The sequence below is a fragment of the Pseudomonas oryzihabitans genome (assembly GCF_006384975.1).
GTDB classification, from domain to species: domain Bacteria; phylum Pseudomonadota; class Gammaproteobacteria; order Pseudomonadales; family Pseudomonadaceae; genus Chryseomonas; species Chryseomonas psychrotolerans_B.
This window is the reverse complement of the sequence record NZ_CP021645.1, coordinates 189588-208880: the sequence shown is the minus strand read 5'-3', so window position 1 is coordinate 208880 and position 19293 is coordinate 189588. Positions and strand designations below refer to the sequence as shown.

Annotated in this window: 18 protein-coding genes and 3 tRNA genes; 2 read left to right on the top strand and 19 right to left on the bottom strand. The window is 64.8% G+C overall.

Going from position 1 to position 19293, the window contains the following annotated elements; all coding sequences use genetic code 11:
- Nucleotides 1-5 precede the first annotated feature (5 nt).
- Nucleotides 6-155: a hypothetical protein gene (locus tag CCZ28_RS24350; protein ID WP_167509191.1), complete on the top strand. Its 150-nt coding sequence runs from the start codon at nt 6-8 to the stop codon at nt 153-155.
- A 167-nt stretch (nt 156-322) separates the two neighbouring features.
- Nucleotides 323-1783, top strand: coding sequence for a D-alanyl-D-alanine carboxypeptidase/D-alanyl-D-alanine endopeptidase (gene dacB, locus CCZ28_RS00830; RefSeq protein ID WP_140215109.1), 1461 nt, complete (start codon nt 323-325; stop codon nt 1781-1783).
- 146 nt (nt 1784-1929) lie between these two features.
- Here the strand turns inward: dacB and CCZ28_RS00825 are convergent, their stop codons facing one another.
- The 19 genes from CCZ28_RS00825 to astD all read right to left on the bottom strand — a co-directional run bounded on the left by CCZ28_RS00825 (nt 1930) and on the right by astD (nt 19289).
- The gene (locus CCZ28_RS00825) at nt 1930-2088 is read right to left on the bottom strand and encodes a DUF3309 family protein (protein WP_007159093.1); all 159 of its coding nucleotides are present in this window, start codon (nt 2086-2088) and stop codon (nt 1930-1932) included.
- 207 nt (nt 2089-2295) lie between these two features.
- Nucleotides 2296-3951: a cation acetate symporter gene (locus CCZ28_RS00820; protein WP_140215108.1), complete on the bottom strand. Its 1656-nt coding sequence runs from the start codon at nt 3949-3951 to the stop codon at nt 2296-2298.
- Entirely contained in the window at nt 3948-4259 is a 312-nt protein-coding gene (locus tag CCZ28_RS00815; protein ID WP_058762340.1) for a DUF485 domain-containing protein, read from the bottom strand. The genes CCZ28_RS00820 and CCZ28_RS00815 overlap by 4 nt, the downstream gene beginning before the upstream one ends.
- Before the next feature lie 105 nt (nt 4260-4364).
- Nucleotides 4365-5267, bottom strand: coding sequence for an efflux RND transporter periplasmic adaptor subunit (locus tag CCZ28_RS00810; RefSeq protein ID WP_140215106.1), 903 nt, complete (start codon nt 5265-5267; stop codon nt 4365-4367).
- Nucleotides 5268-5297: 30 nt separating this feature from the next.
- Nucleotides 5298-5501: a DUF1656 domain-containing protein gene (locus tag CCZ28_RS00805; RefSeq protein ID WP_140215104.1), complete on the bottom strand. Its 204-nt coding sequence runs from the start codon at nt 5499-5501 to the stop codon at nt 5298-5300.
- Nucleotides 5488-7479: an FUSC family protein gene (locus tag CCZ28_RS00800; protein WP_140215102.1), complete on the bottom strand. Its 1992-nt coding sequence runs from the start codon at nt 7477-7479 to the stop codon at nt 5488-5490. Before CCZ28_RS00800 ends, CCZ28_RS00805 begins: the two co-directional genes overlap by 14 nt.
- Nucleotides 7480-7633: 154 nt before the next feature.
- Entirely contained in the window at nt 7634-8632 is a 999-nt protein-coding gene (locus CCZ28_RS00795; protein WP_140215100.1) for a tRNA dihydrouridine synthase, read from the bottom strand.
- Nucleotides 8633-8642: 10 nt separating this feature from the next.
- Nucleotides 8643-9074, bottom strand: a complete 432-nt coding sequence (locus CCZ28_RS00790) for an acyl-CoA thioesterase (RefSeq protein ID WP_140215098.1) — start codon at nt 9072-9074, stop codon at nt 8643-8645.
- A 75-nt stretch (nt 9075-9149) separates the two neighbouring features.
- Nucleotides 9150-9226, bottom strand: a tRNA-Arg gene (locus CCZ28_RS00785).
- Between the two features lie 60 nt (nt 9227-9286).
- Nucleotides 9287-9363: transfer RNA gene (locus CCZ28_RS00780), tRNA-Arg, on the bottom strand.
- Between the two features lie 107 nt (nt 9364-9470).
- Nucleotides 9471-9561 (bottom strand) — tRNA-Ser (locus CCZ28_RS00775).
- 61 nt (nt 9562-9622) lie between these two features.
- Nucleotides 9623-9808: a carbon storage regulator CsrA gene (gene csrA, locus CCZ28_RS00770; RefSeq protein WP_007159101.1), complete on the bottom strand. Its 186-nt coding sequence runs from the start codon at nt 9806-9808 to the stop codon at nt 9623-9625.
- Between the two features lie 155 nt (nt 9809-9963).
- Entirely contained in the window at nt 9964-11199 is a 1236-nt protein-coding gene (locus tag CCZ28_RS00765; protein ID WP_074529654.1) for an aspartate kinase, read from the bottom strand.
- Nucleotides 11200-11292: 93 nt separating this feature from the next.
- Nucleotides 11293-13917 (bottom strand): alanine--tRNA ligase, encoded by a 2625-nt coding sequence (gene alaS, locus CCZ28_RS00760; protein ID WP_140215096.1) that lies wholly within the window; start codon nt 13915-13917, stop codon nt 11293-11295.
- A gap of 185 nt (nt 13918-14102) precedes the next feature.
- Nucleotides 14103-15101 (bottom strand): low-specificity L-threonine aldolase, encoded by a 999-nt coding sequence (gene ltaE / locus CCZ28_RS00755; RefSeq protein ID WP_140215094.1) that lies wholly within the window; start codon nt 15099-15101, stop codon nt 14103-14105.
- Between the two features lie 10 nt (nt 15102-15111).
- Complete coding sequence (gene astE, locus CCZ28_RS00750) at nt 15112-16119, bottom strand: succinylglutamate desuccinylase (protein WP_140215092.1); 1008 nt, start codon at nt 16117-16119, stop codon at nt 15112-15114.
- Between the two features lie 37 nt (nt 16120-16156).
- Nucleotides 16157-16453 carry a GTPase gene (locus CCZ28_RS00745; protein ID WP_140215090.1) on the bottom strand — a complete coding sequence of 99 codons (297 nt, stop codon included), beginning with the start codon at nt 16451-16453 and terminating at the stop codon, nt 16157-16159.
- 14 nt (nt 16454-16467) lie between these two features.
- Nucleotides 16468-17829, bottom strand: a complete 1362-nt coding sequence (astB, locus tag CCZ28_RS00740; RefSeq protein ID WP_140215088.1) for an N-succinylarginine dihydrolase — start codon at nt 17827-17829, stop codon at nt 16468-16470.
- Nucleotides 17826-19289 carry a succinylglutamate-semialdehyde dehydrogenase gene (astD, locus tag CCZ28_RS00735; protein ID WP_140215086.1) on the bottom strand — a complete coding sequence of 488 codons (1464 nt, stop codon included), beginning with the start codon at nt 19287-19289 and terminating at the stop codon, nt 17826-17828. The genes astB and astD overlap by 4 nt, the downstream gene beginning before the upstream one ends.
- Nucleotides 19290-19293: the final 4 nt, after the last annotated feature.

The window sequence follows — 19293 nt, the reverse complement described above, 5'->3', positions numbered from 1 at the left end:
ATTCCATGGCCGAAGAACAGCGCAAAGCCGACGAACGCAAACTGCCCAAGGATGAGAAGCCCGTGCGCAGTGAGCACGCCAAGACCGATGACGGACGCGATCCGCCTTCGCCCAACAGTCCGGACCGCACCAAGGACGCCACGGGCTACAACTGATCCCACGCTTTTGCGAACGACCGCCCTGGCGGTCGTTTCTTTAACGGAGCCACGCCCAGAGGGGTTGGCTCGGTACTCCCTCCTTACTGCATAATGCCCACACTCCGACGTCTATCGGCCCCTTTTCTCTTCAACTAGGCCGGTACCCTGCCAAGGTGTGTGTCCCGATGCGAAATCCTTTCCGTTCCCTGGGCCTGCTGCTGAGTTGCTGCGCCCTGGGTTTTGCCTTGCCCGTCCATGCCGATATGTCCTTCCTGCCGCCACGGATCGACAAGGCCATGCAAACCAACAAGATCCCCAATAACGATCTGTCACTGGTGATGCTGCCGCTCGATGGCCCGGGCGAGAATGACTACTACAACGCCGACGTCTCGGTGAATCCGGCCTCTACCATGAAGCTGATCACCACCTACGCCGCCTTGGAACTACTGGGGCCCACCTACCAGTGGAAGACCGAGTTCTACACCGATGGCACCGTGCATAACGGCATCCTCAACGGCAATCTCTATCTCAAGGGCGGTGGCGATCCCAAGCTGAACATGGAGCGGCTGTGGCTGCTCATGCGGGATCTGCGCGCCAACGGCGTGCTGGAAGTCACCGGTGACCTGGTCCTGGATCGCGGCCGCTTCGTGAAGCCTGAACTACCCGCCTTCAACGATGACGGCGAAGACGAAAACAAGACCTTCCTGGTAGGCCCGGATTCGCTGCTGGTGAATCTCAAATCGGTACGCATGGTGGTGCGCTCGGCGGATGGCCGGGTCAGCGTGTCCATGGACCCGCCACTGACCAACGTCAACATCGACAACCAGATGCGCGCGACCGGCAAGAGTGGCTGCCCGGCCTGGCCTGACGTTCGCTTCAACCCGGTGCCCCAGGCCGATGGCAGCACCAGCCTGGTGGTCAGTGGCCAGTTGCCGGATGGCTGCAATGCCCAGAGCTATCTGTCGCTGCTCGACCATCCCGCCTATACCGCTGGCGCGGTCAGGGCCATCTGGCAAGAACTGGGCGGCACCATCAAGGGCCGCACCCGCGAAGGCAGCGTACCGCGCAATGCCGAGCTGTTGGCGCGGGCCTTCTCGCCCGACCTGGTCGAGATCATTCGCGACATCAACAAGTACAGCAACAACACCATGGCGCAACAGCTGTTCCTCTCCATCGGGGCGCAATTCCGCACCTCGGCGGATGCGGACGATGGCAAGGCGGCGCTGCGGGTGATTCGCCAGTGGCTGGCGCGCAAGGGCATCAATGCCAGTCACCTGATCATGGAGAACGGTTCGGGCCTGTCGCGCACGGAGCGCGTCAGCGCGCGCGAGATGGCGGAGATCCTGAGAGCGGCCTGGCAGAGTCCGTACGCACCGGAGTTCATCTCCTCCCTGCCGCTGGCGGGCATGGATGGCACCCTGCGCAAGCGTATGAAGAATTCGCCACTGACCGGCCAGGCGCACATGAAGACCGGCACCCTGAACAACGTACGAGCGCTGGCGGGTTTCGTCAGGGATGCGAACGCGCGCAGCTGGGTGGTGGTTGCCATCCTCAACAGCAACCGCCCCTGGGGCGCCTCGTCCATCCTGGATGAAGTGGTCATGGACCTCTATCAGCGCAGTCGCCAGGACGGCTCGGCCAACTGAGCCGGAAAAACAAAACCGGAGTCTGCTCACGCAGACTCCGGTTTTGTTTACATCACTCGGCAAGGCAGGCCGTAGAGCTGAAGTTACTCTTATGCACCGCTATGGGCAAGAACTTTGTCTAGAGCACCATTTCGGGGCATTTTAGGCTAGATCATGCCGAGCAGGAGTAGCACCAGCAGGACGACCAGGATGGCGCCGACGATGCCGGACGGGCCGTAGCCCCAGCTGCGCGAATGAGGAAACACCGGAAGTCCGCCGATGAGCAGGACCAGCAGTACCAGAACCAGGATGGTCGAAAGAGTCATCTGCCATTCTCCATGAAGTCCAAAGATCGGCCGCCGCCGTAACATCACGATACGAAGCGACGGGCTTCCTTAATGGACCTGCATTCCGGGTAGAAAAATCCCGTTGTTCTACCCCACGCATGGAATCCTCGCTGGCACTCTTTTTCGCGCCCAATGAAAAGCCCGGATCGATGACTCGATCCGGGCTTTGTCTTACCGCTCAGGCTATCAGTGCGCGACGGCGCCGCTGGCACCCAGACCGGTCTGGGATCTCACGAACTGCGGATAGAAGCGTGCACGCTCTTCCTCGCCCGCCGCCGACTTGTCGGTGATGGAGAAGAACCAGATACCGATGAAGGCCACGGCGATGGAGAACAGCGCCGGGTATTCATAGGGGTAGATCGGCTTGGCATGACCGAGGATGGTCACCCAGATGGTCGGACCGAGCACCATCAGGGCCACCGCGGTGATCAGGCCGAGCCAGCCACCGATCATGGCACCCCGGGTGGTCAGACGCTTCCAGTACATCGAGAGCAGCAGGATGGGGAAGTTGCAGCTGGCGGCGATGGAGAACGCCAGACCCACCATGAAGGCGATGTTCTGCTTCTCGAAGAGAATACCCAGGGCGATGGCCACGACGCCCAGCGCTACCGTGGTCATCTTGGAGACGCGGATCTCGTCCTTCTCGTTGGCGTGGCCCTTCTTGATCACACTGGCGTAGAGGTCATGGGACACCGCCGAAGCGCCGGCCAGGGTGAGGCCAGCCACTACCGCCAGGATGGTGGCGAAGGCCACTGCCGAGATGAAGCCCAGGAAGACGCTGCCGCCCACGGCATTGGCGAGGTGCACCGCCGCCATGTTGTTACCACCCAGCAAGGCGCCGGCGGCGTCCTTGAAGGCCGGATTGGTGCTGACCAGCAGGATGGCACCGAAGCCGATGATGAAGGTGAGGATGTAGAAGTAGCCGATGAAGCCGGTCGCGTAGAACACGCTCTTGCGGGCTTCCTTGGCGTCGCTGACGGTGAAGAAGCGCATCAGGATGTGCGGCAAGCCGGCAGTGCCGAACATCAGCGCCAGACCCAGGGAAAAGGCCGAGATCGGATCCTTCACCAGGCCACCGGGGCTCATGATGGCTTCGCCCTTGGGATGCACGGCGATGGCTTCGGCGAACAGCCGGTTGAAGTCGAACCCGACGTGCTTCATCACCATGAAGGCCATGAAGCTGGCGCCGGACAGCAGCAGCACCGCCTTGATGATCTGCACCCAGGTGGTGGCCAGCATGCCGCCGAAGAGCACATAGAGCACCATGAGGATGCCTACCAGCACCACGGCGACATTGTAATCGAGGCCGAACAGCAGCTGGATCAGCTTGCCGGCACCGACCATCTGGGCGATCAGGTAGAGGGCGACCACTACCAAGGAGCCACAGGCGGACAGGGTCCGGATGTCCTTTTGCTTGAGGCGATAGGATGCCACATCGGCGAAGGTGTACTTGCCCAGGTTGCGCAGGCGCTCGGCGATCAGGAACAGGATGATTGGCCAGCCCACCAGGAAGCCGATGGAGTAGATCAGGCCGTCATAGCCCGAGCTGAACACCAGCGCGGAAATACCCAGGAAGGAAGCCGCCGACATGTAGTCGCCGGCGATCGCCAGGCCGTTCTGGAAGCCGGTGATACGACCGCCCGCCGCGTAGTAGTCCGCCGCCGAGCGATTGCGCTTGGAGGCCCAATAGGTGATGCCCAGGGTGGCCCCGACGAAGGCCACGAACATGAGGATGGCATGCACGTTCAACGGCTGGCGCTGCACCGCGCCGCTGATGGCATCGGCGGCCCAGAGTGACGGCGCGAGCGCGAGCAGCCCGGTAGCTACGAGTAGACGTCTCATACCTGCACCTCCCGCAGAATTTCCTGGTTGAGCCGATCGAACTCGCCATTGGCCCGCCGCACATAGATGCCGGTCAGGATGAAGGCCGAGAGGATCAGGCCGACGCCCAGCGGAATCCCCCAGGTCATGGCCGTCTCCGCATGGATGCGGGTGCCGAGGACCTTGGGCGCGAAGGCGATCAGGAGGATGAAGGCGGCGTAGAGCCCGAGCATGATGGCGGAGAGCGTCCAGGCGAATCGCTCGCGCTTGGCCACCAGTTCTTTGAAACGCGGACTGGCTTCAATCCGCCGGTAGGTGCTGTCATTCATTATTGTTGTTCCTTACAGCGTGACGGGAGCGTCGAACTCTACTCTAGGCCCGCCCCGTGCAGCTTCCAGACGACTTTAGTCGTAACGACCCGCCCCGGCGCTGGCTCAGTAATCCCAGATCCGTCGCCACCCGGCCAGCGGCTGATGACCCTCGGCATCGATCACCGAGACGCTGGCCGTCATGCCGGCGCTCAGGTGTACCTCCGAAGGCACCTCCAGCAGTTCGATGCGTACCGGAATGCGTTGCGCCAGGCGCACCCAGTTGAAGGTCGGCGCGACCTTGGCCAGCAACAGGGCATTATCCGTGTCATTCAGATCGGCGATGCCGCTGCTGATACTCGCCACCCTGCCCTTCAGGGGTTCGGAACGATTCATCAGGCGGACCCGCACCGCGTCGCCCGGGTGGATGTGCGGGATCTTGGTCTCCTCGAAATAGGCCAGCACGTAGAAGGACCGGGTATCGACCAGTGCCGTGACCGCCTGGCCGCTACGCACATAGTTGCCCTGGGCGAATTGCAGATTGGTGATCCGCCCTTCGCGCGGCGCCACAACGTGGCTACGGTCCAGGTTGATCTGCGCCAGGCGGACGTCGCTCAGCGCCTCCTGGTATTGGCTGCGGGCGATGGCCACGTTGACCTGGGCGGTTTCGCGATCCTCGGCGCTGATGGCGCTGGTGCCCAGGCGCAGGCGCCGGGCGGCCTCGCTTTCACGCTGACGCAACTGCTCCTGGCGTGTGGCGGCCACCGCCTGGGCGTGGGCCAGCTCGGCCTGGTAGCGCTCCTGATCGATCTGCAGCAGCAGGTCGCCCCGGTGCACCAATTGGTTGTCCTGTACCGCCAGGCGCGTGACCCAGCCGGAGACGTCCGGCGCGATCACCACCACGTCGGCGCGGATGCGCGCATCGCGCGTCCATGGCGTGTAGAGATAGAAGTGCCAGAGCCAGGTACCGGCCAGCACGGCCAGCAACACCACCAGCAGGGTCAGGGCCACGCGCAGGGCTTTGGGCATTGTCGTCGTTCCTTGCAGCGGATACTTAAATCAGGTGGCGAGCAGGCCGACGATCCCGGCCAGACAGATAACAAAGAGGGCGCAGGCGAACAGGGTGTCGTGCCAGAGGTAACGCATCAGGCCACTCCATTGCAGCAACCACAGCGACAAGGCCGTAGGTACCAGGGCTAACAGGCAATAGATCAGCAGGGGACTGACATAGACCCCGCCCAGCGACCACTCATGCAGATACACTGCTCGCCTCCCGTTCCAGACAGAAACTACGCCAGGTTTGCTGGAGCTGCCCTACCGCGCTCCAGGCCAGCCGATTGGACTCGCCATCCGCGGCTTCGATCAGGGCGTGACGCAGGCGCTCTCCCGCGTCGTCCAGCCGATTCGGCTGTAATCCGTCCACCCCTTCGGCCAGGCTCTCGGCGAAACGCCCGAGAAGGGCCTCCTGCGCGCTTCTGAGCTCTCCCTTGGCCTGGGCCAGGCAGGCACGCAGGTGCAGGAGTTCATTGCCCAGATCCAGGGCGAGCAAGCCCAGCGCCCAGCGATGCCGCTCGTGGGATGGCAACAGGTCGACGTGGCGCGCCAGCAACAGTAGACGGTCGGCCATGCGCCCACCGAACCAGGGCTCGGCATTGCGCAGCGGCAGCGACGTCAGCCGCTGCAGGTCATAGAGCGTGGCCTCAAGGATGCGTTTGGTGGTCCGCCGTGGTGCGCTCAAGGTGAACAGCCGAAACATCAGTACCGCCCAGCCCGCACCGATCAACAGGCCGAGTTCCTTATTGAGCAAGGTATCCAGCTCGGTCATGACCTCGTTACGGGGCACGGTCAGCGATAGCAAGAACAGCGCGAAGGCGGTCGCCGTCCCTCTGCCGGCCAGCGGACCGGCCATACCCAGGGTGGCGAAGAACAAGGGTCCGCCTAGTACCAGGCACAGCAAGGGAAAACTATCTGCCTGCGGCATTAGTAACTGCGAGATCGGAATCGCGACCAAACAGGCGTAGAAAATCCCCCGGAGAAAACCCAGGCCCACGGCGAAGGCGTTGTCACGATTGGCGAACAGGCTGCAGACCACACCCGCAATGAGCATGGCGCCCGGCCCCGCCGGCCAGGCGCTGCCCATCCAGAACAGACCGAGCCCCAGCAGCGCCAAGGCACTGCGTAGACCATAGAGCAAGGCCGTCTGCACGTCGCGGTGATGGGCCAGGGCGGAAGGCGCGGCCGCCTCAAGGCGGGTGGTATCGACGCTCTCCAGCGACTGGCGCGCGGCGGCGATCTTATCCAACAGGATCGCCAGACGCGTCAGTAGATAGCGCTGATCGCTATCCAGCGGTTCAGCGGCAACCGCCTCGCGCAGTCTGTACGTGAGCGCCTCCAGCTGCTCGCGGTCCGGCTCGTTGAGCGTCGCGAGCACCGCGTCCAGCCACGGCTGTACGAGCGGCCGTTGCGACTCTTCGAGATTGCGCACCTGACGGGCAGCGCCGCGTGCGGTGCGCAAGACGCTGAGCAGGTCCCGTGACAGCAGGCGCAAGGCGCGGGCACGCTGGCGCCCGCGATAACCTTCGAACCAGGCATGGTCGCGCTGCGAATCGATGGCGACCATCTGACCCAGCAGCGCCAACAGGCCCTGGACGGCATTCTCCGTCCCCGCCAGCTCCGCCCGAGCGGCGGTTACCGCCTGGCGCCAGGTCCTGGTCGCCTCGGCGAACAGGTTCGCTTCGACCCGCTGCGGCCAGAGCAGCGCATGCACCGCAGAGCCGACCAGCAGCCCCAGACAGATCTCGGTGCAGCGGGCGATGGCATGGTCGAAGACGTCCAGCGGTTGGGCGATCGACGGCAGGCAGATGATGGCCGCCGTATAGCCCGCCAGCACGAAGCCATAGGCGACATGGTTACGCAGCAGCGTTGAAGCCGCAGTGCAAAGGGCCAACCAAAGGGACAGGGCGACGAGGAACAGCCAGGGCGTTTGCGCGAACAGCGCCATCAGCACCACTGCCATGCTGGTACCGACCAGGGTCCCCAGCAAGCGAAAAAGGCCCTTGGCCACGACCATGCCTGACAGCGGTTGAGACACCACGATCACCGTCATACAGGCCCAGGCCGGCTGTTCGAGATCGAAGCGATAGGCCAGCCACAACGCGAGCCCCGCCGCGAACAGCGTCTTGCACGCGAACTGCAGCGCGGCGGAAGAAGGTGCGAGAAAAGCCGTCCAGGGTAGACGCACGAGGATTACGGGTCCTGAGCAAACCCGCATAGGCTACCCGTCTATTCCGGAAGTTCCAGCCCGAGCCACGAAAAAAGGCGACCCGGAGGTCGCCTGAAGTGCCTTGCGTGCTCGAGATGGAGGCAAGCCTTTGCTGCCTCCATGGGTAACCAGCCTAGGCCAGCCTGGATTCCACACCTTGATCCAGATCAATGCCCACGGCATCCAGCGGCGCGAAACCGAGCAGAACATCGATCAAGGCACAGGAGGATTCGCGTCGGATCTGGGCGAACAGCAGCTCCGCCTCCGGATAGCTGCGCGTCAACATGCCCAGCCACTGCTTGAGGCGCCCCGGCGCATAGCGCGGCGCCAACTTGCGCCGGGCCAGCAGCCAGAAGCGGCGCAGCAACTCCAGGATGGCCGGCCAGGCCAGTGGCTGTACGGCCTCGCCACGGGTCGCGGCAGCGATCTGCCGGGCCAGGTCAGGGCGTGACACCAGACCCCGACCGAGCATCACCGATGCCTGGCCGCTGACGCTACGGCAGCGATGGTAGTCCTCCAGGGACCAGATCTCGCCATTGGCCAGTACCGGCACCTGTACCCGCTCCGCCACCCGCGCCACCCATTCCCAATGCGCTGGCGGTTTGTAGCCCTCGACCTTGGTCCGCGCATGCACCACCAGTTGCGCGGCGCCACCCTCGGCCAGGGCCTCGGCACAGGCCAGAGCCGCATTCGGGCTGTCGTAGCCCAAACGCATCTTCGCGGTCACCGGAATATGCGCTGGCACGGCCTGGCGCACGCTCTCGACGATGCGGTTGAGCAGTTCCGGCTCCTTGAGCAGCACCGCCCCGCCGCGGGACTTGTTCACGGTCTTGGCCGGGCAGCCGAAGTTGAGGTCGATCACCGGAGCGCCCAGGGTACAGGCGAAGGCGGCGTTGTCGGCGAGGCAGGCGGGATCGGATCCGAGCAGTTGCAGACGCAGCGGCGTACCCGCTGCAGTGCGCGAGCCACGGGCCAGCTCGGGGGCCAGCTTGGTGAAGGCGTTGGCCGGCAGCAGCCGGTCACACACGCGAATGAATTCGCTGACACACCAGTCCACCCCACCCACCTCGGTGAGCAATTCGCGAAGGATGTCGTCGACGAGCCCCTCCATGGGGGCCAGAGCGATCTGCATGGGCGTTTTCCTAATCGGGCAAGGCCTGACCATAGCCAGCCAGGAATTCGGCCGGCATGCGCCTTGGGCGGCCGCTGGAGAGCTCGATGCAGGCGAAGGTGGTGGTGGCGCGAACCAGGGTGGCGCCATCGGCCGGGCGCAGCAGCTGGAACTGGCGGGTCATGCGCAGACGCCGATCCCAGTCCACCAGCCAGGTGCCCAGCACCAATTCGTCGCCGAGGCGGGCGCTGGCCAGGTAATCGATCTCGTGGCGCACTACCGCCATGGCCCGATCCAGGCGCTGGAAGGTGGCCAGGTCCAGGCCCAGGGCGCTGGAGTGCTGCCAGGCGCAGCGTTCGAGCCAGGCGACATAGACCGCGTTGTTGGCATGGCCGAGGCCATCGATGTGCTCGGCCGTGACGGCCAGCGCCAGGGTATGGGGCTCGGGTCTGTCCCACTGCATGATCGTGCACCTCCAAGCCAGGAAAACGGCCCAAACGAAAAAGGGCCTGCATCGCTGCAGGCCCTTTTCACTTTTTGGCGCACTCGGGAGGATTCGAACCTCCGACCGCTCGGTTCGTAGCCGAGTACTCTATCCAGCTGAGCTACGAGTGCGTTTCGGTGAGTTTAACCAGAACACCGCTGGTACTGCTGAAGCCAGAGGCTTCGTCGATTTGGCGCACTCGGGAGGATTCGAACCTCCGACCGCTCGGTTCGTAGCCGAGTACTCTATCCAGCTGAGCTACGAGTGCGTTGAAGCTGCGTATTCTAGCTACCGTTTCTGATCTGTCAAGCAAATTTGCTTGTTTATCAGGTACTTACCTTCGTAGGTCAGTACAGCGGAGCCAGGTCTTGCAAATGGCGGTGAGGGAGGGATTCGAACCCTCGACACCCTTTTGAGGTGTACTCCCTTAGCAGGGGAGCGCCTTCGGCCACTCGGCCACCTCACCGCAACGGGGCGAAACTATATCGAAGGTTTGCCCGTTTGCAAAGAGAAAAATTCAAAAAAAATCAGTGGTTTGGTTCCTGGTCCTTTTCCTTCTGGATGCGCTGGTAGATTTCCTCGCGATGAACCGCGACTTCCTTGGGTGCATTGACGCCGATCCGGACCTGGTTGCCCTTGACTCCCAGCACCGTCACGGTGACTTCGTCACCCACCATCAGGGTCTCACCAACCCGACGAGTCAAAATAAGCATTCCATTCTCCTTCAGCTTTAACTCAGTCTGCATGTATAAACCGGAACGATCCCTGAATGGACCCTCTAGTCGCTATTGACCTGTCTGCAGGCAAGTAAAGTTCCGCAGCCAGGGCGATAGATGAGGTCCCTGTGGCAGAGACCTCGCTTCATTGATTACTCGGCGCCGCGAGCCGGTGCATCGAGCTCGAAGGCGGTATGCAGCGCACGTACGGCCAGCTCGAGGTATTTCTCCTCGATGACGACCGACACCTTGATCTCGGAGGTGGAGATCATCTGGATGTTGATGCTCTCCTTGGCCAGGGCTTCGAACATCTGGCTGGCCACCCCGGCGTGGGATCTCATGCCGACGCCGACGATGGAGACCTTGGCGATCTTGGTGTCGCCCACGGATTCACGGGCGCCGATCTCGACGCCGGTGCGCTTGAGGATCTCCAGGGCGCTCTGGTAGTCGTTACGATGCACGGTGAAGGTGAAGTCGGTGGTGTTATCGTGCGCCACGTTCTGCACGATCATGTCGACTTCGATGTTGGCGGCGCTGATCGGGCCGAGGATCTTGAAGGCCACGCCGGGGGTATCCGGCACACCGCGAATGGTGAGCTTGGCTTCGTCACGGTTGAAGGCGATGCCGGAGATGATCGGCTGTTCCATGGATTCCTCTTCATCAAGGGTAATGAGGGTACCCGGACCCTCCTGGAAGCTGTGCAGCACACGCAGCGGCACGTTGTACTTGCCGGCGAACTCCACCGAGCGGATCTGCAGTACCTTGGAGCCGAGGCTGGCCATTTCCAGCATCTCCTCGAAGGTGATCTTGTCCAGGCGCTGCGCCTGGGGCACAACGCGCGGATCGGTGGTGTAGACGCCGTCGACGTCGGTGTAGATCTGGCACTCGTCGGCCTTCAGCGCGGCCGCCAGGGCCACGCCGGTGGTGTCGGAGCCACCGCGGCCCAGGGTGGTGATGTTGCCCTGCTCGTCGACGCCCTGGAAGCCGGCCACGACCACGACCTTGCGGGCCTTGAGGTCGGCCCGGATACGGGCGTCGTCGATCTGCTGGATACGCGCCTTGGTGTGGGCGCTGTCGGTGAGGATGCGCACCTGACTGCCGGTGTAGGACACCGCCTGCACACCACGCTTGAGCAGCGCCATGGCCAGCAGGCCGATGGTGACCTGCTCGCCGGTGGAGACCATGACGTCCAGCTCGCGCGGATCGGGTTGTTCCATGATCTGCTTGGCGAGGCCGATCAGGCGATTGGTCTCGCCACTCATGGCCGATACCACCACCACGATCTCGTCACCCGCTTCGTGGAAGCGTTTCACCTTCTCGGCGACCTGTTCGATACGCTCTACCGTACCCACGGAGGTACCGCCGAATTTCTGTACGATCAATGCCATTGCTTGCTGCCCGTCCGCAGAAAAATCTGATTTACATTGTTGGATGAGGTGTCGGGCCGCCCTCCCCGGCGACCCGACCTCGCCTTGCAGGCGTTAAAGGACTTCCTCGGCGTACTGACCGGCACAGGCCAGGGCCGCTTCGAGCTGGCTGGCATCGGTGCCGCCGCCCTGAGCCATGTCGGGGCGACCGCCGCCCTTGCCACCGACCACGGCTGCGGCGCGCTTCATCAGCTCGCCGGCCTTGAGCTTGGCGGTCAGGTCGGCGGTGACGCCAGCCACCAGTACCACCTTGCCCTCGGCTTCGCCACCCAGCAGGATGATGCCGCTGCCCAGCTTGTTCTTGAGTTGGTCGACCAGGGCCAGCAAGGCCTTGCCATCGAGACCGTCCAGGCGCGCGGTGAGGACCTTGGCGCCCTTGATGTCCACCGCCTGGTTGACCAGGTCACCGGCGGAGGCACTGGCGGCCTTGGCCTTGAGCTGCTCGATTTCCTTTTCCAGCTGGCGATTGCGCTCGACCAGCGCGGCCAGCTTGTCCAGCACGTTGTCGCGGCTGCCCTTGAGCAGGCTGGCGGCTTCGCGCAGTTGCTCCTCGGCGCCGTTCAGGTAGGCCAGGGCCGCGGTGCCGGTGATGGCTTCCACGCGGCGTACGCCGGAGGCCACGCCGCCTTCGCTGACCAGCTTGAGCAAGCCGATGTCGCCGGTCTGGGCCACATGGGTGCCGCCGCACAGCTCGACGGAGAATTCACCGCCCATGCCGACCACGCGCACCACGTCGCCGTACTTCTCACCGAACAGCGCCATGGCGCCCCGGGCCTTGGCTTCGTCGATGGCCATAACTTCGGTGGTCACGGCGCTGTTCTTGCGGATTTCTTCGTTGACGATGGCCTCGATGCGCTTGAGCTCCTCGGGCTTGATGGCCTCGAAGTGGCTGAAGTCGAATCTCAGACGCTGGTCGTTGACCAGGGAGCCCTTCTGGTGGACGTGGTCACCCAGCACCTGACGCAGCGCAGCGTGCAGCAGGTGGGTCCCGGAGTGGTTCAAGGCGATGCCCTGACGACGACCGGCGTCGACCTGGGCCAGCAGGGCGGTGCCGACGTTGAGGCTGCCCTTGGTCACCACGCCGTGGTGCAGGAAGGCACCCTGGGTCTTGGTGGTGTCGCGCACGGCGAAGCTGACGCCGGCGCTCTCCAGGGTACCGGTATCGCCCACCTGGCCACCGGACTCGCCGTAGAACGGCGTCTGGTCGAGGATGACCACGCCCTCCTCGCCTTCGGCCAGGCTGTCCACCGGCTGACCGGCGCGATACAGGGCGACGATGGTGCCCGAGGCGCTGGTGGTGTCGTAGCCGAGGAAGCGGGTCTCGCCCTCGACCTTGACCAGGCTGTTGTAGTCCACGCCGAAGGCGCTGGCGGAACGGGCACGCTCGCGCTGGGCCTCCATCTCGCGCTCGAAACCTTCCTCGTCGAGGGTGAGGTTGCGCTCGCGGGCGATGTCGTTGGTCAGGTCCACCGGGAAGCCGTAGGTGTCGTAGAGCTTGAACACCACGTCACCGGGAATGGTGTCGCCCTGGAGTTGCGCCAGATCCTGCTCGAGGATCTTCAGGCCCTGCTCCAGGGTCTTGGCGAATTGTTCTTCCTCGGTGCGCAGCACGCGTTCGATGTGTGCCTGCTGCTGGACCAGCTCGGGATAGGCCTGGCCCATCTCGGCCACCAGGGCGGCGACGATCTTGTGGAAGAAGGTGCCCTTGGCGCCCAGCTTGTTGCCGTGGCGGCAGGCGCGACGAATGATGCGGCGCAGCACGTAGCCACGGCCTTCGTTGGACGGCAGCACACCGTCGGCGATCAGGAAGCTGCAGGAGCGGATGTGGTCGGCCACTACCTTGAGCGACGGAGCCTCGTCGTTGGCGCAGCCGATGGCCTCGGCGGAGGCCGCCAGCAGATTCTGGAACAGGTCGATCTCGTAGTTCGAGTGCACGTGCTGCAGCACGGCGCTCACCCGCTCCAGGCCCATGCCGGTGTCGACGCTGGGCGCCGGCAGCGGATGCAGGACGCCATCGGCGGTACGGTTGAACTGCATGAAGACGTTGTTCCAGATCTCGATGTAGCGATCACCGTCTTCTTCCGGCGAACCAGGCGGGCCACCCCAGATCTCGGGACCGTGGTCGAAGAAGATCTCGGTGCAGGGACCGCAGGGACCGGTGTCGCCCATGGTCCAGAAGTTGTCCGAGGCGTAGGGCGCGCCCTTGTTGTCGCCGATACGCACCATCTGCGCGGCCGGCACCCCGACTTCCTTGGTCCAGATGTCGTAGGCCTCGTCGTCGGTGGCATAGACGGTGACCCAGAGTTTTTCCCGGGGCAGACCCAGCCACTGCGGCGAGGTGAGGAATTCCCAGGCGAAGTGGATGGCATCGCGCTTGAAGTAGTCGCCGAAGCTGAAGTTGCCCAGCATCTCGAAGAAGGTGTGGTGACGCGCCGTGTAGCCGACGTTCTCCAGGTCGTTGTGCTTGCCGCCGGCGCGGACGCACTTCTGGCTGGTGGCGGCGCGGGTGTAGCTGCGCTTTTCCATGCCGAGGAAGCAGTCCTTGAACTGGTTCATCCCGGCATTGGTGAACAACAGAGTGGGGTCGTTCGCGGGGATCAGCGAACTGGAGGCGACCCGGGTGTGCCCCTTCTCTTCGAAGAAGCGGAGGAAGGCTTCACGGATTTCGGCGCTTTTCATATTCATTCCAGACAATGGGCTTTTCGACGCGCGTGACGGGCATCCGACTGGATCGCAGACGAGACGAACGGAGCGGGCGCCGCAGACGCGGCACGTGCGGAAAACGGACACGCATGTTCGGGAGTATATCGACGCCCGCGCCCAGCTGTCGCCCGGTTGCGCAGGAAAAAACGCCGTCGGCAGGCCTAACGGCGGCGGTAGGCGGCGAACGCGGCGATCACCGCGTCGATATCGGCCGCACTGACGTCCAGATGGGTGACCAGCCGCAGGCGTGGCGCCGGACTGATGCGGATGCCGTGCTCGGCCAGGAAGGCCTGCAGAGCGGGGGCTTCGTCGCCCATGGCGAGGTAGACCATGTTGGTCTGCACCGGCTCCACCTGGAAGCCTAGTTCGGTCAAGGCGGCTCCCAACTGCGCGGCATGGCGATGGTCTTCGGCCAGCCGCTCGACGTGGTTATCCAGCGCATGCAGCCCTGCCGCCGCCAGCATGCCGGCCTGGCGCATGCCACCGCCGACCACCTTGCGCCAGCGACGCGCCTTGGCGATGAGCGCGGCATCACCGCAGAGCACCGAGCCGACCGGAGCGCCGAGGCCCTTGGACAGGCAAACCGACACCGAATCGAAATGCCGGGTGATCTCGCGCACCGGGACACCGAGCTTGACCACGGCGTTGTACAGCCGCGCGCCATCGAGGTGCAGCGCCAGATCGTGCTCGCGGGTGAAGACCCGCGCCGCGGCGAGATAGTCGAGCGGCAGCACCTTGCCGTGCATGGTGTTTTCCAACGCCAGCAGGCGGGTGCGGGCGAAGTGGAAATCGTCGGCCTTGATGTAGCTGCGTACCCGCTCGAGATCCAGGCTGCCGTCGGCCTCCATCTCGATGGGCTGCGGCTGGATCGAGCCGAGCACGGCGGCACCACCGCCCTCGTACTTGTAGGTATGGGCCTGCTGCCCGACCAGGTATTCGTCGCCGCGCTCGCAGTGCGCCAGCAGACCGAGCAGATTGCTCATGGTACCGCTGGGCACGAAGAGCCCGGCCGCCAGCCCGAGATCGCCGGCGAGCCGTTGTTCCAGACGGCTGACGGTGGGATCTTCGCCATAGACGTCGTCCCCGACCTCGGCGTCCAGCATGGCCTGGCGCATCGCCTGGGTGGGACGGGTGACGGTGTCGCTGCGCAGATCGATCACGAGTTGCCTCTCATGCCGGGACTACGATGAGCCCGGCCCGCAGCCCCACGGCCACCTTGGGATTGGGGAAGATGATGCGCGCCTCGGCCTCGTCGACGATCCAGCGCTCGCTACCGTCCTCGGCCAGCAGTGAACCCTGCCGCAGCGGCGAGAAGTTGGCCACGTCATCCGCCAGGTGCAGCTGGAAACGCGAACTGGACTTGAAGACCTGGCGCGCCACGCGGAATCTCAGCAGCGACGACTCGGGCGGCGGCAACTCGGCTTCACGGCCCTCGATCAGGGCTTCGAGCATCAGGCGCAGGCGACTCAGATCGAGTTCGCTATTCTCGCCGAAGGGTCGCGCCTGGCCCAGCTCCAGGGTCAGGGCCTCGGCCTGGCATTCGGCATAGGTATAGGCGCTGAAGGTGATGCCTGGTTTGTCATAGAGCAGTACGGCTTCGATCCCGGCGGCTTCGAGGCGCTGCAGCTCGGCTTCGGAATGCTGGCGACCGGCACTCCAGGGATAGAGGGCGAAGCGCGGCAGCGCCGAGGCGCGCAGGGCGGTGTGCAGGTCGTAATGCAGGCGGGCGCGATCCGGCTTGCTGAAGAACTGCGCGGACAGCCGCTCGAGATCGTTGGCGCGCTGGGCCTCGGGGCCTTCGGCCTGGGCATGGCGCCCATTGAACAGGCGATTCAGGTCCTGCTCGATATAGCGGGTCCCGCGGCGCATGGCGTCGGGGTTGCCGTACAGGAACAGCAGGCGGCTGGCAGGACGCAGGGCGCCGCTGGCGATGCCGCCGAGCAGTTCGTCGAGCAACTCCATGGGCGCGGTTTCATTGCCATGGATGCCGGCCGAGAGCAGCAGGTCCATCTGGTTGTCGCGCGCGACCGGCGGGGTGACTTCCAACACCCCCTCGGCGAGCCAATGGAGACGGGTACCGTCGGCGGTCAATTGAATCTTCTCGGTCGGCTCACGGCCGGCCAGGGTCAGGTCCAGCAGGCGGCCAAGCGCCAACCGATAACGTTCAGATGCAGCCATGCTCTACTCCACTGAGCGACGTGTCGGGGCTAGATACTCAATGATCGTGGCCGCAACCGCAATCGGCGTCATGCACATGATTCTCATCGCCGTCGTCGGCGAAGGTCTCCAGGGCGATGGTCAGACCGAGGGCATTCAGGGCCTGAGGCCGTAATACCAGCACCGGCGTCTGCTCTTCGTCGTCCTGGGAGTCGGCGAAGATATTCAGACCACCCACACCATCGGCCTCCAGCCAGAGGTCGCGGCCAGCCAGGCGTATAGCTAGGCGCTGGACCTGGACCTCCTGTTGCTGGTCGGCGTTGGATTCGAGGATGAGGTCGAGGCGGTCGCTCATGGAGACTCCGGGCGTCAGGAAAGTTGAAAGGGGTAAACCGAGCCGAGGCCCAGCAACTGGGTCAGTTCGTCCAGCGCGGTACGGACCTCACCCAGCAATTGCGGATCGGCGAGATCGGCCGGCTCCAGGCGATCACGGTAGTGGCGATCCACCCAGTCCAGCAACTGGGCATGCAGCGCCGGTGTGAAGCGTACCGCTGGATTAACCGCAGCCAGCTCGTCGGCCTTGAGCGCAACGCGCAGGCGCAGGCAGGCCGGCCCACCGCCGTTCTGCATGCTCTGCTTGAGATCGAAGACCTTGACCTCGCCCAGCGGCCCCTGGCCGCTCACCTGGGCTTGCAGGTAGTCCCAGACCGCGGCGTTCTGTCGGCATTCGTCGGGCACCACCAAGAGGGCGCCCTGCCCCGGACGATCCAGCAGCTGGCTATTGAACAGGTAGGAGCGTACGGCATCACCGACGCTGATCTCGCTGCGGCGCACGCAGAGACGCTGCAACCGGCCGCCCCGCTGTCCGAGCTTGAGTTCCAGTTCGTCCAGCACCCGATCGCTGTCGAGGAAGGCATCCTCGTGATGGAACAGCACCTGGGCATTGCCCACCGAGATGACGTCGTTATGGAAGACGCCCTGGTCCACCACCGCCGGATTCTGCTGGGCGAAGACTACCCCCTCCTCGCTCAGCCCATGCAGCCGGGCGATGGCCTGGGAAGCCTCCAGGGTCTGCCGCGCCGGGTAGCGATGGGGTTCGGGATAGCGCGGATCGAAGGCACTGCGACCGAAGACGAAGAATTCCACGCCCGGGGCGCCGTGATCGCGGCTGAATCTCGTGTGGTTGGCCGCGCCTTCGTCACCGAACTGGGCTACCGAGGGTAGCGGTACGTGGTGCTGGAAATGCGCAGGATCGCGAAACATGGCCTGGAGGATGCGCGCCGTAGTGCTGGGCTCAAGGCTGCGATGGAATTTGCAGGCTAGGTTGGCGGGGGTGAAGTGCACCCGGCCGTCGCGGGTGTCGGCGCTGGGGCTGACGGTGGCGGCATTCGCCGTCCACATAGCCGAGGCCGAACTGGCCGAGAGCAGCAGCGGCAGGGCTTCGCGAGCGGCGCTTTCCAGTACCTGGGCATCGCTGCCGGCGAAACCCAGGCGCCGCAGCGAGGCGATGTCGGGCCGCTCGTGAGGCGCCAAGACGCCCTGCTCGAAGCCCAGCTCCATCAGCGCCTGCATCTTGGCCAGGCCCTGCCGCGCGGCCTCACGCGGATTGGAGCGCTGCTGCTTGCTGGCCTGGGAGGCGACGTTGCCGTAGGACAGCCCGGCATAATTGTGGGTCGGGCCGACCAGGCCGTCGAAGTTGACCTCCCGAGCAGCGGGGGCGACGTGACTCATAGCGATAGTCCTGGAGGCAGTTGGGCGGGCAGACGCAGGGTTTCACTTTCCAACGAGGCGACTGGAAAGGCGCAATAATCCGCCGCGTAGTAGGCGCTGGGCCGATGGTTGCCGGAGGCCCCGACACCGCCGAAGGGTGCCGCGCTGGCCGCACCGGTAAGAGGACGGTTCCAGTTGACGATGCCGGCGCGTACGCCCAGCCAGAACCTTTCGTAGGTGGCCGGATCGTCGGCCAGCAGCCCGGCTGCCAGGCCGAAACGGGTGGCGTTGGCCAGTGCCAGGGCATCGTCGAAGTCGTCATAGCGCTGGACCTGCAACAGCGGACCGAAGACCTCTTCATCGGGCAGCTCAGCGATTTCCGATACCTCTAGGATCCCCGGCGTGAGCAGCGCGCGACCCGCTTCCGGCTGACGCATCTCCAGCAGCGCCCGCCCACCCTGCGCCAGGCGCTGGGCCTGGGTGCGCAGCAGGGCCTCGGCGGTCGCCAGGGAGATGACCGTGCCCATGAAGGGGGCCGGCTCGGCGTCGAAGCGCCCGACCCTGAGCCCGGCGCTGACCGTGACCAGGCGCGCAAGTAGCGCATCGCCCCAGGCACCCTGGGGCACGAGCAGGCGCCGGGCGCAGGTGCAGCGCTGCCCGGCGGAAAGAAAAGCGGACTGGACGATGGTCAGCACGGCCGCATCGAGATCGGCTACCGGCGCCACCACCAGCGGATTGTTGCCGCCCATCTCCAGCGCCAGCAGCCGCTGGGGACGCTCCGCGTTGAGCCGATGCAGGGCGGCGCCCGTGGCACTGGAACCGGTGAAGAGGATGCCGTCCAGGCCGGCGTGGCCCGCTAGGGCTTCGCCAGTGGTGCGGCCGCCCTGGACGAGATTGAGCACTCCGGCCGGCAGCTCGGCGGCGATCCAGCAGTCCAGGGTCAGGGCGGCGAAGCGCGGCGTCAGCTCGCTGGGCTTGAACACCACCGTATTGCCGGCCAGCAGCGCCGGCACGATATGGCCATTGGGCAGATGGCCGGGGAAGTTGTAGGGACCGAATACCGCCAGTACCCCGTGCGGGCGATGGCGCGTCACGCTGCGGGCATCGCCCATGGCGGCTGATCGCTCGCCGCTACGGGCCTCCTCCGCCTGGGCGGAGATGGCCACCTTGGCGATCATGCTGCCGATCTCGGTATCGGCTTCCCAGAGCGGCTTGCCGGTTTCCTCGGCGAGCGCGCGGGTCAGCTCGGGGCGACGCTGCTGCAGCACCTGGGCGAAGGCCTGGAGGATTTCCAGTCGCGCGGCCTGGCCGCGTCTTTCCCAGGCGGGAAAGGCCTGGCGTGCCGCCGCTATGGCCTGATCGACATCCGCCGCGTCGGCCGCCGCGCCCTGCCAGAGCGTGACGCCCTCATAGGGGTCGACCGAGGAAAAGGCTGCGCCCTGGCCGGGGCGCCATTGTCCAGCAATGTACAGGCTGTCCATAGGG